Source organism: Desulfallas thermosapovorans DSM 6562, from assembly GCF_008124625.1.
GTDB classification, from domain to species: Bacteria; Bacillota; Desulfotomaculia; order Desulfotomaculales; family Desulfallaceae; genus Sporotomaculum; species Sporotomaculum thermosapovorans.
On record NZ_VNHM01000003.1, the window covers coordinates 63,396 to 79,976 of the forward strand.

Annotated in this window: 13 protein-coding genes; 5 read left to right on the forward strand and 8 right to left on the reverse strand. The window is 45.1% G+C overall.

Annotated features, from left to right (window positions below):
- Positions 1-131 precede the first annotated feature (131 nt).
- Together LX24_RS03495 and LX24_RS03500 are read left to right on the forward strand one after the other, a co-directional pair.
- Entirely contained in the window at positions 132-722 is a 591-nt protein-coding gene (locus LX24_RS03495) for a hypothetical protein (protein WP_166510760.1), read from the forward strand.
- Positions 723-819: 97 nt separating this feature from the next.
- Entirely contained in the window at positions 820-1,089 is a 270-nt protein-coding gene (locus LX24_RS03500) for a hypothetical protein (protein ID WP_166510761.1), read from the forward strand.
- Between the two features lie 496 nt (positions 1,090-1,585).
- Here LX24_RS03500 and LX24_RS03505 read toward each other — a convergent pair whose 3' ends face one another.
- The 8 genes from LX24_RS03505 to hcp form a co-directional block, all read right to left on the reverse strand.
- On the reverse strand, positions 1,586-2,350 hold the full coding sequence (locus LX24_RS03505) for an NRDE family protein (protein WP_166510762.1): 765 nt from the start codon (positions 2,348-2,350) through the stop codon (positions 1,586-1,588).
- A 219-nt stretch (positions 2,351-2,569) separates the two neighbouring features.
- Entirely contained in the window at positions 2,570-3,985 is a 1,416-nt protein-coding gene (locus LX24_RS03510; protein WP_166510763.1) for an FAD-binding oxidoreductase, read from the reverse strand.
- A gap of 106 nt (positions 3,986-4,091) precedes the next feature.
- A complete protein-coding gene (locus tag LX24_RS03515; protein WP_166510764.1) occupies positions 4,092-4,790 on the reverse strand; it encodes a FadR/GntR family transcriptional regulator in 699 nt (232 codons plus the stop codon).
- Between the two features lie 132 nt (positions 4,791-4,922).
- Positions 4,923-7,070 (reverse strand): L-lactate dehydrogenase (quinone) large subunit LdhH, encoded by a 2,148-nt coding sequence (gene ldhH / locus LX24_RS03520; RefSeq protein WP_166510914.1) that lies wholly within the window; start codon positions 7,068-7,070, stop codon positions 4,923-4,925.
- A gap of 10 nt (positions 7,071-7,080) precedes the next feature.
- The gene (locus LX24_RS03525) at positions 7,081-7,656 is read right to left on the reverse strand and encodes a LutC/YkgG family protein (protein ID WP_243131605.1); all 576 of its coding nucleotides are present in this window, start codon (positions 7,654-7,656) and stop codon (positions 7,081-7,083) included.
- A gap of 59 nt (positions 7,657-7,715) precedes the next feature.
- Entirely contained in the window at positions 7,716-9,482 is a 1,767-nt protein-coding gene (locus LX24_RS03530; protein ID WP_166510765.1) for an L-lactate permease, read from the reverse strand.
- Between the two features lie 172 nt (positions 9,483-9,654).
- Positions 9,655-10,671, reverse strand: coding sequence for an alpha-hydroxy-acid oxidizing protein (locus LX24_RS03535; RefSeq protein ID WP_166510766.1), 1,017 nt, complete (start codon positions 10,669-10,671; stop codon positions 9,655-9,657).
- Between the two features lie 405 nt (positions 10,672-11,076).
- Positions 11,077-12,783, reverse strand: a complete 1,707-nt coding sequence (gene hcp, locus LX24_RS03540) for a hydroxylamine reductase (RefSeq protein ID WP_166510767.1) — start codon at positions 12,781-12,783, stop codon at positions 11,077-11,079.
- Between the two features lie 437 nt (positions 12,784-13,220).
- On the opposite strand from hcp, the gene LX24_RS03545 reads away from it, so the two are divergent.
- Genes LX24_RS03545 through LX24_RS03555 form a run of 3 tightly spaced genes read left to right on the forward strand, consistent with a single transcriptional unit; the run spans position 13,221 to position 16,503 of the window.
- Positions 13,221-13,604 carry a PadR family transcriptional regulator gene (locus tag LX24_RS03545; RefSeq protein ID WP_166510768.1) on the forward strand — a complete coding sequence of 128 codons (384 nt, stop codon included), beginning with the start codon at positions 13,221-13,223 and terminating at the stop codon, positions 13,602-13,604.
- 5 nt (positions 13,605-13,609) lie between these two features.
- Entirely contained in the window at positions 13,610-15,319 is a 1,710-nt protein-coding gene (locus tag LX24_RS03550) for a GH3 auxin-responsive promoter family protein (RefSeq protein ID WP_243131606.1), read from the forward strand.
- The gene (locus LX24_RS03555; RefSeq protein WP_166510769.1) at positions 15,319-16,503 is read left to right on the forward strand and encodes an MFS transporter; all 1,185 of its coding nucleotides are present in this window, start codon (positions 15,319-15,321) and stop codon (positions 16,501-16,503) included. Before LX24_RS03550 ends, LX24_RS03555 begins: the two co-directional genes overlap by 1 nt.
- The last annotated feature ends 78 nt before the right edge of the window (positions 16,504-16,581 follow it).

Genomic DNA, 16,581 nt, shown 5'->3' on the forward strand with positions numbered 1-16,581 from the left:
TATGAGAGGATTTTGTTTGGAAGGATAATGAACACCTGAGATGATATACCACCTAACACTGAAGGCCGGGAGCGTAACACTACTATTTGAATTTTAATATAATGTTTGAGGGTAATTAAAGGAGGGATACGATGGGGCTTCAAATTAAGAATCCCGGTATGCTTAATAAATTAGAAGAGATTATATATAATATTATTAACCTTAATATACCACTTGGTTTTTTTGCTTTAAGCGTAATATCGGTTGTTATTATTATTTTAATTTTTCACTACATTAATAAAAGATTTTCTCCGGGTAATGTTTTTCTTCCAGGGCTAATTGTGGGTAAGGATAATAGGCTGAGCATATCCAAACTCCAGGGAGTCCTATGGACAATAGTCGCCATAATTTCCTACATAACCTTAAAGCTTATCAACGCTTATTGTTTAGTGCCCATGGAAACCCAAATACCACCCAACTTGCTTATACTTATGGGATTGAATTATACCACCCTTGTTTTGGCTAAAGGTATAACCGGTTATTCAGCCAATAAAGGTGGGATAAAAACAGTATCCACAAAAACTTCATTTGCGGATTTTTACACAACCGACGATGATAATAAGGTTGACTTGATGAAGTTCCAAATGCTAATTTGGACCATAGCAGCAGTAGTAGTCTATTTTGCCCATTTCTTTGCCCAGTTTCATGGCGATGTCAGCATAATCGGCTTTACCGGATATTGATAATTCCCTTTTATACTTAATGTTTATCGGACATGGCGCTTACCTGGGTGATAAGGTTGTCAATATAAATAAACCTAAAATATCAAGGGTTACGCCTTTGGTAATCAAACCCGATGAACCTTTCAACATAATAGGGCTGTTTGCTGAAAATGAAACTACCTTTACCATGAACAAAAACATGACCCTGGATATACTGGGTTGGAATACCTTGCCCAGCGGTCTTGCCAGTGCCCAGGTGTCCATCCCGGTAGGTAGCAAATTAAGTTCCACCCCGGTGGAGATAATAGCAACCACGCAAGGCAAAATAACTGATCCTTATTTTGTTGATGTTAAATTGCAGAACTTTAAAAATGGAATAATAGTTTAACGATATTTAGGATTATAACTTCCCGGCTTTAGTCTATGAAGATGAATTTACAGTGGAATTTACGGCATGACGGTAGATGTGGAAGCATAACGATAAAACAAGCAAGGCACTCTGCGGAATTGTAAAGTAGAGTGCCTTGCTTTATTATGATTGAATCCAAATTTTCCAGCCTCGTTATGCTCATAATCTTACAGACAAACTGGAATTTTAACCTCTGTTACTAATTTCATCAATTATTAATAATTTTGAACAACCTCAGGACAAAATATTTCTTGTACACGCGCTCGTTTATCATAAAGTGTTGTCACTCCCTCTCACTTTCCGCTTTACTCTCCACCGCACGATGTCGGCGATGAGCTCATAATCTATTGGCTTGCCAAGCGGTAGTTGAATCGTTCCTTTACTGGTCTTGTATCCTGCGAGCCGCTCCGCAAATTCGAATGTAGCTTCGCTGCCGGGGTATGATAAGCAAAAAGCCTAGCGCCCCTCCTGTTAGCTATTCTTTCAACAAATTAAAGACAAAGGTGGAAAACTGCCAGCCAGCTTCGCCAGCTAAAGCCTTCTCATAAAATTGCACTTCTCCACTGGTGCTAACCAGAATAACTGTTTGAAATTGGGTGCCATAATTGCCGGTATCCACGAATATAGAGGACATCGCTCTCTCCAATTCAAGGGTAAGACCGGTGCGGGGTAATTCTTCATCGGGAGGCACTTCGGTATCATCCAGGATATTAAATAGCTGCTGGACTGAAAAATCAGCAGCTAAAATGCTGATTAATCGCTCCTTGGCTTTTTTAACTTTAAACCAGGGGGTGTCCAGCAAAGCGTTGCTTAATCCATACACTCCCGGCTGGATAGAGCGGATTTGGTTTTCTATGTTGGAATAATAATAAAGCCCCGCCTGTGTACCCACTACTAAATTAAAAGGATCATATGCTTTTCGCCGGCTCTGGATACCCTGCAGATATTTTACTGGTGCAATGGGGTTTATTAAAAAATCCCGGGTTAAGGTGCCTCGCGAAATAGCAGCTTTTCTAGGTATGGATAAATCACGATAGTTGGTGAGGAAAGCCATGCGCCCTTCTTTGGTTATACCGGTCCAGGTTCCGCCTTTGGCTAAATCGACTCCAGCCAAAATGTTCGGGTATGCCGGCCAAAAATGAGCCGCCCTGGACGGCCTGTCCTTGAATTCATCTCTATTACCTAGAAAAATAAAATCATATTTGGGATGAAATTTATATGCCATTAGCATAGTACACATGCTTTTTCACCTCAGCGATATTATAACACTTGTGCAATATCGTAACACCAAATGTGCACATGGGGTATTTAAGCTGGCCGGCCCACTACACAAAGACCTTTTTGATTCCAATAGACAATACCCTTTTTTGTTATTTTATGATTTAAACCCTAATTACCCAAAAAATCCCCGGCAATTCAACAATCACCGGGGATTTTAATATTTTTCCAAACTGTAAACTTAACACAATTCCACAAGTTTGTCAGGGTTAAGTATTAAATTAGGATCCAATGCTTTTTTTATTGAAGCTATCATTCTCAGCTCAACCGGATTCATAAACTTGGCCATGGCCTTTTTCCTCTTGGCACCAATGCCGTGCTCACCGGATAATTTACCCTCGCAGGCATAAGTGACGAAATAAATTTCTTCAAGCACTTTTTCCTTAACTTCATACCAGGTTGCATCATCCAGGTTTTCTTTCAGTAAGGTTGCGTGCACATTACCGTCGCCCGCGTGACCGAAACAGGGAATTTTAATGGTATACTTTTTAGAAATTTGCTCTATTGCCTCCAGTAATTTGGGGATATTGCTTATCGGGACAACGATATCCTCCATACAATATACCGGGCTTGTAACGCGCAGTGCTTCCGCCAGAACTCTCCTTGGTTTCCAGATTTTATCCTGGTTGGCCTTATCATTACCTATAAATACTTCAAGGCCGCCGTTTTCATAGCAAATACCAGCGATATTTTCGCAATCAGACTCGAGTTGGGCATCGCTGTAAGCTTCAACTTCTATAATAATATAAGCACCTGCGTCGTTGTATGGAAGCTTTCGATCAAGGAATGATTCAGCTGACTTGATACACAGATTGTCCATAAATTCAATGGAAGTGGGGATTACTCCTACAGTGGTCATTATCTTGGGCACAACATTAATGGCAGTTTGCATGTCCGCGAAAGGAACCAGCAAAACCGAATTATACTTGGGTTTAGGCAAGAGTTTAAGATAAATTTTAGTGACCACGCCCAGTGTACCTTCAGAGCCTACCATTAAATGTACTAAATCATAGCCGGTTACGTCTTTGACACACTTACCGCCCAGAGTAATTATTTCCCCTGTAGCCAGAACAACTTCAAGACCATATATATGCTTGCTCGTTGTTCCATATTTTACTGCCTTATTGCCCCCGGCATTGGTGGCCACGTTTCCCCCGATAAAGGAACTGTCGGCGCTGCAGGGATCACCCGCATACAGATAGCCTTCCTCCTGGGCTTTCCTTTGCACGTCCCCCGTGGTAACTCCGGGTTCAACAACCATAAACAGGTTTTCGTTATCTATCTCCAATATGCGGTTCATATTTTCGAGGGACAGTACAATACCACCAATCATGGGAACCGCCCCTGCTGCAAGGCCCGTACCTGCTCCCCGGGGTGTTACGGGAACAAGTTCACGGTTGGCAAGTTTAAGCACTTCCGATACTTGCTGTGCATTATCAGGTTTAACAACTACTTCAGGTAAGTGCTTCCACTCGGCTTCGGGAACTTCATCACCGGCATATGTTTCTAATTTTTCTTGCTCTACAATTACATTACGTGAACCAACAATACTTTGCAAATTTGCTATCATATCTTCGGTCACTTTGTTATAATTCATCGTTAATCCTCCTTGTACAGTAAACTTATTTGGAGGTAGGAACTAATTATGGCATGGTGGTCAGACCTAAAATCCAATCCCATTCTATATACACATGTTCTTATTTTTATTTACCAAACATGTATTCCTCAACACCGGTTAGATGCTGCAGCATGGCTTTGCGTGCAGCGGCGGCATCGGAATTACTTATTGCCCTGTAAATAACCTTGTGTTCACGCAATAGACGAGGGGGATTAACCGGGTCCAGATATAGCCGTTGCCGGGCAACAGCCAGTAATGTGGTCATGGTATCGGCAATAGTGTTCATGAGTTTATATAGCAACGAATTGCCGGCGGCCTGTGCTATGGCAAAATGAAAATTCATATCGGCCATCTCGCCCAGATTACCCTCTTTAAGATCCTGTTCCATTTGCTGCAAAGCATAGGACATTGCCTTGAGCTGTTTTTCATTACTTCGTTTCGCTGCCAGTACAGCAGCCTCAACTTCGAGTATTTTCCTCAGCTCCATTAACTCGCGGGCAGTTTCATCATCCATTGCCAGGGTGGAAAAAGATCGAAGTAGAGCATCAGGTGTGGTATCATTAATAAAAGTGCCCTCACCGGGCTTAACTTTAATAATACCCATCGCCTCCAAAGCACGTAAAGCTTCCCGCACGGCAGAACGGCCTACCTGCATTTTTTCGGCCATTTCCCTTTCCGTCATTAACCTGTCACCGGGATTCAGGACACCTTTGTTAATCATTTCTTTAACTTGTTCAATAATTTCTTCGTATATTTTTCTTGTTTTAATTGGTTTAAAGTACACAATAGTCCTCCCGTTTAACCTTTCAACAAGCTTGTTATTTAAATGTGTATAATATTACATTATATAACGTTAGGACTATCTATACAAACCCTCACACCTTGGAAACAGAGTTGTTCATTAAGACACGCCATTTCAGGGTAGAAGCTGTTCGGCAAGTATTTCGGCAGTATGCTTCACAGTAATATTTTTGTCGCGGCTGTCCAGTCCCCCGTGCAATTGTAAAAGGCATCCGGGACAGTCCAGAGCAAGCAGCTCCGCACCGGAATTAATTATAGATGCCAGTTTCTTTTCCAATATATGCTGAGAAATCTCGGGGTACTTAATTGAATAAGACCCCCCAAAACCACAACACCTGTCCGGGCCCTCCATTTCCACCAATTCCAACCCGGCAGACTTGAGAAGCTCTCTGGGTTCAACCGTAATGCCGAAAACTCCTTTCATATGACAGGAATCATGATAAGTTACTTTTCCGGTGGTTTGCGCCAGCTTCAGGTTTTGTCCACCATTTGACTTTTCGGCCAGCAAAGCAGCAAAGGTATATACTTTACTGCTAAAATTCCTGGCACGTTCACCCCACTTGGGATCACCGGCAAGAGCTTCCACAAAGTGATGCTTTAAAGCATGGGCACATGTAGGGCATGCCGTGGTAATATAATCCACACCGGCCTTTTCAAAAGCAGCAATGTTTTGACGTGCCAGTTCCGCAGCTGTTTCTCTTGATCCCATGTATACTGCAGGCATGCCACAACAAGTTTGCTCCAGGGGAAATACCATTTGCATGCCCATGTGGTGAAGCAGTTTGTATACAGCCACCCCCAGGCGCGGGTAGATAAAATCTGTTAGGCAGCCGGCAAAAAACCCTACCCTTGGTTGCCATTGCTCTTCTTGGGCCACCTTTTTATCATCGAGTGCAACCACAAGATCCCTGAAAGGTTTGTCAGCAATAGCCGGAAGGCTGCGCCCCTCCGTTAAGCCTGCCAGGAATAAGGGCAGGTGACGAACCAGCCCGCCGGTTTGAAAGGGTTTTTGAGCCGCATGGGCAACTTTTAGCAAGCGGTGAAACAGCTTGCGGTTGGGAAGCACTCTTTGCATAACAAATTTCGGTATACCGGGTAAGCCCTTTTTATCGACAACGCGGCTGCGCAATTCCCTTATCAAGCCCGGTATATCAATTTTCCCCGGGCAAAACCTCTTGCATCGTTCACAACCAATACACAGGTTTTGTATGTCGCTGGCATTTTCAAAACCATTAAAGAATGCAGTAAGAATAGTGCCTATGCCACCGGTATACACATGTCCGTAAACATGCCCGCCTACAATTTGAAATACGGGACAAACGTTGAGGCAGGAAGCGCAGCGTATACACTGCAGGGCTTGTTTAAAAACGGGGTCAGCTTGCATTTGGCTGCGGCCATTGTCCAGCAACACTATATGCAGCTCTTTTGGCTTAACATTGCCGCCAGCGTCAATCACGGGGGTTGGTCCTGTAATCATCGTTACATAACTGGTAATTTTTTGGCCCGTAGCGCTGCGTGGAAGTGCTTCCAGAATGGGTTCAACATCTGCGAACTTTTCCACGAGTTTTTCCAGCCCCACAATGGCTACATGTATCGGAGGCAAAGTCGTGGTAAGCCTACCATTACCTTCATTGGTGGTTATAACCAGTGTTCCCGTTTCAGCCACGGCAATATTGGCACCGGATATGCCCATGCCGGCTTCTAAAAATTTCCGGCGCAGTTGTTCCCTGGCCACCTTGACCAGGACAGGTATATCTGAAGAAAGCTGCAGGTTAATTTCTCCGGAAAATACATCTGCGACCTCTCCCCTGGTCATATGGATGGCCGGCATAACCATATGCGACGGTTTTTGTCCGGATAACTGTAATATCCACTCGCCCAGGTCTGTCTCTACAGATTCCAAGCCCTTTTCGTTCAAATACTCGTTCAGGTGAATTTCTTCGCTGGCCATGGACTTGGATTTAACAATTTTTTTTACACCCCTGGCCATGGCCAGATTTAATATATAGTCCCTGGCTTCCTGAGCATTCTTTGCCCTGTATACCTTCGCGCCGCGAGAAAGCATGTTTTGCGTAAACCGGTCAGCCAGCTCTTCCATACGACCGGCGGCTGACCGTTTAATGGAAGATATCTTCTCCCGCAGTTCTTCAAAATTTTTACCCGTATAAGCTTTTTCCCTTGACACCAGGTAATCATTACCGAAACGCCCCAGGGCCCCCCGTAGATTTGGGTTGGCCAAAGCTTCTTTGATATTGTTCTTCATGTCCTGTCGATTAGTCACCGGATTCATCTCCCGCTTCATCAACAAAAATGATGTGTAATTGTTCCGGACCGTGCACTCCAATGGTTAAAACGCGTTCAATATCGGCCGTGCGGCTTGGCCCGGATATAAATGAAATATATCCGGGCAGGTTGGTGCGCCGCGAATTTAAAACATCCATGGCATCACCAAAATATTCCACAAGCCGTTCTGTACGCACCAGTGCAACATGCACAGGGGGTAAAGTTGAAACCAGCCGCTGGTTTATGCTGGTACTGTCCTGCACCAGGGTACCGGTTTCGGCTATGGCCAGGTCTACTTCCGACAGGCCCAGACCAGCGTCTTCACAATGCATCCTTAAATCACCGGTACAAATTTCTATGCCGCCGGCATCAATTACATCAAGGCATTTGTCAACCAATTCAGACCTGGCGGCAACCATTTTACCGGCCCCCACTTGTTTAATAATTGCTGCCAGCTGAACTCCTGCCCCTGCAGGGTCGGAAACCCGGTATACCCGGGCGGAGATTGCTTCCGCTTGTTCCATAAACCGCCGGTACAATATATTCATTCCTTTTTTATCTGACACAGTAATTCCCCCCCGCCCGCTCGCATAAATAAAGTTATCTGACACATCCGTTATCGCAATTAACCACGGGAAACATTAAACTTGTCCAAACTCCGGCCTTGCTTGTTGGCATAGAGACCAAGCAGTAATATAAACAATAATGTCAGAGCAAGTATTGTTACACCACCGCCGGCAGCATTGGCCGCTGCCTGACCTCCCTCTTGCGTGATCATTTTAACGGCCGGCACCATCCACTCCAAGACGTACGCCTGCAGAAAAGCAATAATACCAATTATAACAGTAAAGAAAATACTGTGTTTAAAGGTAAATCTAAATAATTCGGCTTCACGCCCCACCAGACCGCAGGAAGCAGTAGCCACAGCAATACTCTGAGGAGAAATCATTTTGGCCGCAACCCCACCACTGCTGTTGGTAGCAACTGTCAGCACGGGGTTAATATCCATGGATTCCGCTGTTATTAGCTGCATTTTGCCAAAAAGGGCATTCGATGAGGTATCGCTGCCGGTTATGAATACGCCTACCCAACCCAGAAAGGCCGACATGAAGGGGAACAGAATGCCTGTTACTGTAAAGGCCTTGCCAAGTGTAGGGGTCATACCGGAATAATTAGCTATAAAAGCAAATCCTAAAACGGAAGCAATGGTTAATAATGCATAACGCAAATTCTTTAGATTTTCGAAAAAAATAGCCAAAAATTGGGCAGGTTTAATTTTTAAGATAAATGCTGTTATTATTGCGGATAATAATATAGCTGTTCCCGCGGCAGAAAGCCAGTTGAACTTATAAATCACTGCCATTGGCTCACCGCCGACAATAATGGCCTGGTCAAGGCCAGTCATGGGAATTAATATCGTAACCTTATCCAGAATGGCTTTAACAGAATTTACACCCCAGTCGGCAATCATAATGGTAAGTATGATAAAAGGCGACCAGGCTTTAAGAACTTCACCGGCAGTATGTTTTTTAATTTGCATGGTCCGGGGAGGTTCCTCGGGAAAACGCCAGATGTTCTTGGGCTTCCAAACACGAAGAAAGAGAACCAGGCAAATTATGGAGACAAGTGCCGAGATAATATCGGGAAGCAGCGGTCCCATATAGCTGGCTGAAAACCACTGTGCAATCGCAAACGAACCGCCGGATACTAATATGGCCGGCATTACTTCTTTAACTCCCTTCCAGCCTGACATAATAAATACCAGCCAGAAAGGCACAAAGAAAGATAGAAAAGGTAATTGACGACCCACCATTTGCCCGATTACGTGGGCATCTATGCCGGAAACCGCACCTGCGGTAACAATGGGTATCCCAATCCCACCAAAGGCAACCGGAGCGGTATTGGCTATTAAGCAAATACCGGCGGCATACAGGGGATTAAAGCCAAGACCCACCAGCATGGCTGCGGTGATAGCCACCGGGGTACCAAAACCGGCCGCCCCTTCAATAAACGCGCCGAAGGAAAATGCTATCAATAAAGCCTGTAACCTGCGGTCTTCCGTAACAGATGCAATAGAATCTTTAATAATTTCAAATTGCCCGGTTTTAACAGTCAACTGATACAAAAACACCGCTGTTATAACGATCCACCCAATTGGGAAAAGACCTGTCATAGCACCGTAAATCGAAGAATATACTGCCAACCCCGAAGGCATCTGGAAAGCTATAATAGCTACCAGGTTTGCAATAACCAGCGTGGCAAGGCCTGCAACGTGACCTTTCATTTTAACAATAGCCAAAGCAAAGAATAAAAAAAGTATCGGTATAGAAGAAACCAGGGCTGATATACCGAGATTGTTAAACGGATTAATTACCTGAGTCCAGGTTTCCATTTAATAAACTAACCCCCTTCTTTAATAAAATTTCTTTAAAATAAGGTCAACTCTGCAGTGAATTAAAACTCACCTCCTGATATGTAATAATATCTTATATCCTGAATAATTGCTGGTATGACCGGTTGGTGTTTATTTTATGGGCCTTATAACGGGGCCCATAAAACACATCTTAACAATAGATAACATCACCCGGAACATCATTGACAGAAGCACAACCGGTAAGAATCATGGCTTGCTTTAATTCACCGGTTATTTTATTGATAATCATACGTACGCCTTCACTTCCTCCGCCAAATGCTCCTACCACCAGCGGTCTGCCCAACAGCACCGCGTCGGCACCCAAAGCCAGAAGCTTTAACACATCGGTACCAAAGCGCACTCCCCCGTCCGCAAAAATAGTAACTTTACCCTTAACCTCGGCCGCAATTGCCGGTAGGACTTCGGCAGCCCCCGGGGTATGATCCAGAATTCTCCCACCATGATTGGAAACCACGATGGCCTTTGCTCCCGCATCGACAGCAATTTTAGCCTCGTCAACAGTCATAATTCCTTTAACTATAAACGGCAGGTTTGTTGATGAAATGATTTCGCGCAGTTCAGCGGGAGTTTTGGGCCCAACAGGCTGCCCCTTGAGAGCCATCGTCACTAACCCCGCTCCGTCAATATCCATACCAACAGCTACAGCATGAGCTTCTTCAGCCCTGCGAATTCTTTCAATCACTTCTTTTTGCCCGCGGGGCTTAATTACGGGAATACCCCAACCCCCTTCGGCAGCTATGGCTTGGACACCTGAGTTATACATTTCCGGGTCGGCCCCGTCACCGGAGAACCCAAGACCACCCGCAATCTTGCAACCAGATATAATAGATCCGATAAATTCCCGTTCTGACAGCTTGCCCCCCATATTATAAGGGGTGCCGGTCATGGGAGCAGCCAGCACAGGAGTATCCAGGGTTAAACCAAATATTTTACAACTGGTATCCGGGTCTTTAACATTATGCAAAGTACGCATATTCAATTTATAACGGTTTAGTGATTCCAGGTTGGCCTGAAACCCCCGGCCCGTACCAACACCACCCATACCCGGCACTTCTCCCGAACAGGCGCGCCCGTCACAAACAGGGCAAACCCTGCAATATCCTTTTAAGTTTTTTTTGGCCTCGGCACGCAAAGTATCTAAATCCATTACATATCCTCCTTATCTTTTTACCGATAAGTTGAAGTTCTGCTGGTATGACCAGTATACAAGTATTAAATCGAATTTTCAATAATTTTTTGCAAAAAAGTTTTAGACAAACTAGACAATAATCACTTTTTGGACAAATCTTGCAATACCTGGCACCGTCAAACGGCGCCGGTTATTAGGATAGCATACTCTACCACGCTAAAGTAACGGTAAATCCATCTTGACAGTTCATTTTCAGGTGATTTATTGACAGAGCATGACAAATTAGGCTAATACGTTTACAAAAATGCGCTTCTCCGGTACATACCAGAGAAGCGCATTTTGGTGCGTGCCGGCATTATGTTGTTGCGCGTCTAAATGGAAAGCCAAGTTTATGAGTTATAACTAACTATTTAGTATCACAGTTTAACAGAAAAGCCTTTTCACAAAATTTATCAAGCCGGAGCCGGATTGGGCAGGCTTAGTTTTATTATTGTCCTTATTATTGCCCAGGATGGCGGCCAAATCTTCATCGGGGGTGGTAATGGGCTTGATGTCAAAGTTCTTGACCAATACATCCAGCACATTGGGCGTTATGAAGGCCGGCAGGCTCGGGCCCAAACGAATATTCTTAATGCCCAGGTGTAAAAGTGTGAGCAAGATGGCCACCGCCTTTTGCTCGTACCAAGAAAGCACCAGGGAGAGTGGCAAATCGTTCACGCTGCAATTGAAGGCCTTGGATAGTGCCACAGCGATCTGGATGGCCGAATAGGCATCGTTGCACTGGCCTACATCCAACAAGCGCGGGATGCCGCCGATATCGCCCAGTTTTTTGTCAAAGAAGCGGAATTTCCCGCAAGCCAGGGTAAGAACAACGGTATCCTTTGGCGTCTTTTCCACAAACTCGGTATAATAGTTGCGGCCCGCTTTAGCACCGTCACAGCCGGCCACCAGGAAAAAGTGTTTGATGGCGCCGCTTTTTACCGCCTCAATTACCTTATCTGCCACGCCCATGACGGCATTGCGGGCAAAGCCCACCATCACGGAGCCCAGGTTTTCATCAGATGGGAAACCGGGCATTTCCAAAGCTTTTTCAATCACCGGGCCAAAGTCACCGTTCTTGACGTGCTTAACGCCGGGCCACCCTACCAAGCCGGTGGTAAAGATGTTGCCGGCATAGGACTTCTGGGGTTCCTGGATGCAATTAGTGGTCATCAGGATGGCGCCCGGGAATTCGGCAAACTCCTTTTTCTGGTTCTGCCAGGCAGTGCCGAAGTGACCGTAAAAGTGATCGTATTTTTTCAATTCCGGATAACCGTGTGCCGGGAGCATCTCGCCATGAGTATAAACATAAATCCCTTTGCCCTCGGTTTGCTTGAGCAACTCTTCCAGGTCTTTAAGATCATGGCCGGAAATGAGGATGCACTTACCCTTCTTGTGACCCAGAGGCACTTCGGTGGGTACCGGGTGGCCATAGGTGCCGGTGTTGGCGTCATCCAGGAGTTCCATGGTCCTGAGGTTGACCTCGCCGCATTTCAGGGCCAAACCCACCCAATCGTTCAAGGAAAGGTTTTTATTGGTTAATGCCGCCATTCCTTCGTGAATGAAGGCATAAACCCTATCATCCTCCCGGCCCAGGATTTTAGCATGGTCGGCATAGGCCGCGATACCCTTGATGCCGTATACGGTAATCTGCTGCAGAGACTGGATATCCGCGTCGGCGTCATGGTCGTTCACCATGCCCACAGTCTCGCCTTGCTTCACCAGGCCACTTATACCGGCGGCAGGCTGAAAGACGGTACTGGGATCGGAGAAGGTGGTGTTTCCACCGGCCTGAGCTACTTTTTCCTTTAATTCTTCCCTGAGCTCGACACAACGGTTGATTAACAATTGGAAGCGCCCCGGGTCGAAATCCACGTTGGTAAGGGTGGAGAACAACGCCTCGACAGTAAATTTATTAACCTCATCATCGATTACGCCCGCCTTGCGCCCTTCGCAGGCATAAATGGATAATCCCTTAACGGCATGAAGCAGGAGATCCTGCAGGGCCGAAACTTCGGGTTTCTTGCCGCAGACACCCATGGCAGTGCAGCCTTTTCCTTTGGCGGTTTGTTCACACTGGTTACAAAACATTTATAATAACCTCCCCGTATTGGAATTTCTCTTCATATTCCCAAACAATCAGTGAACTGCTTGGAGCATTTTCTATATGATACTGTAAAGCCGGAGAGGGTGATATGTGATAGAACACGTATCCAATGTGATTTTGATCACGCTAAGTACCTGAGAGGCAGCAAAAAATGCGTCTCACGACCTTAGTCGAGGGACGCATTCGGTTTAAATGTTTCCTGCGCGTCAAGATTGGTGAGATGTGGGTTTGGACAGTGAATAATAAACTATCAGTGTGTTGAGCAAGTATTTTTATGCCTGGCGATGATAGACTGGTTATTTTCCGGTGTTCGCCTGGTACAAAAAGGTTCCCGGTGATTTATTGACACACAATATTTATATGTTATATGATATCGATATCGATTATCGTTAGTGATACCAACAAAATAGATGGTGATAAAATGAGAAAACCTTATCAGGAGCTTATTGACGCATCAAAGTTAAGTGGAGGGTTACTTTTAAGGGGGCTGCTGCCTTTTTATGTGCTTAGTTTGCTGGCAAGAGAGAAGATGTACGGCAAGCAAATAATTGATCAGATAACAATTATGACCGGGGGCAATTGGAAACCCTCGCCCGGTTCCATTTATCCCATTCTGCAAAAGATGGTGAGACTGGGGTTTGTAGCTCACTACATGGAAGATTCCAAGGGGAAATCCACACGGGTCTATGAAATAACTGGTTTAGGAAGGGATTCACTCAGGGATATGCGTGAAGAAATAAAGCCCAGGCTGAAAAATACAATAGAGCTTTTAAATAAGCATTTAAAAGAATTGGAAAGTAGTTAATATTTTTGAAAAGAAAGCGTGGTATTATGGCTGTGATTCAAAAAACCCTTGGCTACATTATGGCGGCAGCATCCGGTTATTATAGAAAAAAATTTGAAAAGGATACCTTGCAGGCGGTGGAAGTTAATCAATTGGTATTAAAGAAAATCCTGAATTTAAACAAAACCTCGGAGTACGGGCGCAAATACCAGTTTTCTTCTATAATATCACCTTCAGATTATAAAGAAAAAGTACCTTTAACTTCTTATGAAGACTACCGGCCTTATCTCGAAAGAATGGCCAATGGTGAAGAAAACATTCTTACTTCGCTGCCTGTTATATATTTTGGATTAAGTTCCGGAACCACAGGCGAGAGTAAGTTAATACCGGTTACTGCTTTAAGCAGAAAAGTGATCAACAGCCATATGATGTTGTTGACTGAAGGTATGCTGCGGCAGGCCGTACCAGGCGCCCGGTACGGCAGCCGGGGAATGATGATTATGAATGGTGTAAAAACCGGGGTCACGGCCGGAGGCATTCCCACCGGCGCGGGAACGTCGGGTGGAATGAATTCCATGCGACATATTATACCTTATTTGTGGACATCACCGCCGGAAGTAATGCAATTGACTGACCAGCCAACTGCTATTTACCTGCACTTGCTTTTTGCGCTGCAGGAAAAAGACCTGGCTTATATTAACGCGCCTTTCCCTGCACCAATATTACAATTATTTCACACTCTGGAGGAACAATGGCCGCATTTAAAACGTGACCTGGCGGAGGGCGGCATAAGCCGGCATTTGAACCTGGAGCCGGAAATCAGGAACCAGCTTGTCAAGCGGCTGCGGCCTGATGCCGGGCGGGCCGAGCAATTGGAAAAAGAAATTAAAAAAGGTGCGGCAGGTATTGCCTGCCGGCTGTGGCCCAAGTTGCTCTATATCTGCTGTGTTGCCGGAGGTAGTTTTAGTATCTATATGGATAAACTTCGCCGGTATACCGGCCAAATACCGGTTTATTCCGCGGTCTACAGTGCTACCGAGGCCATGCTCGGCATATGTACCGGCATTAATGATGTTACTTATGTTATTACACCCCGGACAGCTTACCATGAATTTATCCCGGTGGATGAGACAGAAAGTTCAAATCCCACTGTGCTGGGTATGGATGAGCTGGAAAAGGATAAAAGTTATGAGGTAGTTATAACAAATCAGGCTGGACTTTATCGCTATAGACTGGGAGATGTAGTCAAGGTAGCGGGTTATTATAATAACAGCCCGGTGGTTGAATTTTTGTACAGAAAAGGTCAACTGTTAAACTTAACCGGAGAAAAGACCCAGGAGAAAGCTGTTCTGGCTGCTTTAAAAAATGCTGCCAAACACTGGGACCGTGACCTGGTTGACTATACCACTGCAGTCGATGTGAATGGACCTTTTGGCAGGTATGTAATTTTTGTTGAAGTTCGAAATCCAGAAAAGGCAACAGACATCACAGCGTGGCAAGCAATTTTGCAAAAAGCCCTTGAGAAAGCCAATCCCCGTTACCGGGCTGCCGTTGAAGCCAGGCGGATAGAAGGTTTGTTGTTGCAACTTGTTCAACCCGGGACTTTTCATCGTTTGCAAAGGGAGTTAATGTTAAGAGGGGCCTCGGCCAATCAGGTTAAAATTCCCAGAGTGCTTAAAGATAAAAGTTTAATTAACTTTTTATCTGAATCAACTCTAAAAGTGGGGAACTGCTAATGAAGGAAAATTTTAAGCCCATAGTGATTTTGTTTACCACATTATTTTTGGTGATGATAGGTTTTGGTATTGTGATACCAATTTTCCCTTTTTTAATTATTGAGTTGGGTGGAGGGCCAACTGCTCTGGGCTTTTTTATGGCTTCCTTTTCTATAATGCAGTTTATTTTTGCTCCCCTTTGGGGCCGGTTGTCCGACCGGGTTGGCAGAAGACCGGTATTGTTGATAGGTTTAGGCGGTTATGGCCTTACATTTATTTTATTTGGCTTTGTGTCCGAACTGTGGATGATGTTTGCTATAAGAATATTGTCCGGTATCATTTCCTCGGCCACTATACCCACAGCCATGGCGTATATTGCCGACACCACCAGTGGGGAAGAAAGGTCCAAGGGGATGGGCATATTGGGGGCGGCCATGGGGCTGGGAATGATTGTCGGGCCTGCCCTGGGAGGCTGGCTGGGTCACAATAGCTTTTCCGTCCCCTTTTTTGTGGCCGGCGGGTTAGCCGTGCTAAATTTACCCTTTGCCATCTTCTTCCTCCCGGAATCCCTTAAGGAACCCGTTGAAAACACGTCCCATGAAAAGACCCGAATTACCCTGGCAGTGATAAAAAACCCCCTTTTTATACTGTTTTTCATTGGTTTCATAACAAATTTTACCATGTCTATGTTCCAGGGCACATTTGCCCTATTTGCTGCGGACGGGGCGGGATTTGGCCCAAAGGAGATGGGGATTTTATTTGCTGTTCTGGGCTTTGTCGGGGTTATTATACAGGGAGGCCTGGTTGGTAGGCTGGTTAAGAAATTTGGTGATGTAAAATTAATTAGAGCCGGCATGCTTATATCTGCGATAGGCATGCTGCTAATTGTAACGTCTACTAATGTGTTTTTATTGTTCTTGACTTCTACCATATTTAGCATAGGCAATACTTTGTTGACTCCCAGCTCGTCCAGCCTGGTATCAAAAAATGCACCGGGCGGGAAAGGGGCCGTTTTGGGAATAATGCAATCCTTTGGTAGTTTAGGACGTATTTTCGGGCCTATGGTGGGTGGGATATTATATGATATTCATATGAATGTCCCGTATTCCCTGGGAGCGGTACTTTTGCTGCTTGTGCTTTTGCTGGCTGGAAATAAAATCGCGAGGTTTGATATTGATACAGATGGGGCGGCAGCAAGGGGATAGTTCCTTGCTGCCGGTAAAAACTCATCGCAAATTCTCTGAAATATTCAACGAAAAGAAAACCCACGGGCTGTGGTAGGT

Coding starts and splice junctions, on each gene's coding strand:
- hcp (WP_166510767.1), bottom strand. CDS start 12,783: ATGTTTTGTAACCAGTGTGAACAAACCGCCAAAGGAAAAGGCTGCACT.
- LX24_RS03545 (WP_166510768.1), top strand. CDS start 13,221: ATGAGAAAACCTTATCAGGAGCTTATTGACGCATCAAAGTTAAGTGGA.
- LX24_RS03505 (WP_166510762.1), bottom strand. CDS start 2,350: ATGTGTACTATGCTAATGGCATATAAATTTCATCCCAAATATGATTTT.
- ldhH (WP_166510914.1), bottom strand. CDS start 7,070: ATGAAGAACAATATCAAAGAAGCTTTGGCCAACCCAAATCTACGGGGG.
- LX24_RS03510 (WP_166510763.1), bottom strand. CDS start 3,985: ATGAATTATAACAAAGTGACCGAAGATATGATAGCAAATTTGCAAAGT.
- LX24_RS03535 (WP_166510766.1), bottom strand. CDS start 10,671: ATGGATTTAGATACTTTGCGTGCCGAGGCCAAAAAAAACTTAAAAGGA.
- LX24_RS03555 (WP_166510769.1), top strand. CDS start 15,319: ATGAAGGAAAATTTTAAGCCCATAGTGATTTTGTTTACCACATTATTT.
- LX24_RS03495 (WP_166510760.1), top strand. CDS start 132: ATGGGGCTTCAAATTAAGAATCCCGGTATGCTTAATAAATTAGAAGAG.
- LX24_RS03530 (WP_166510765.1), bottom strand. CDS start 9,482: ATGGAAACCTGGACTCAGGTAATTAATCCGTTTAACAATCTCGGTATA.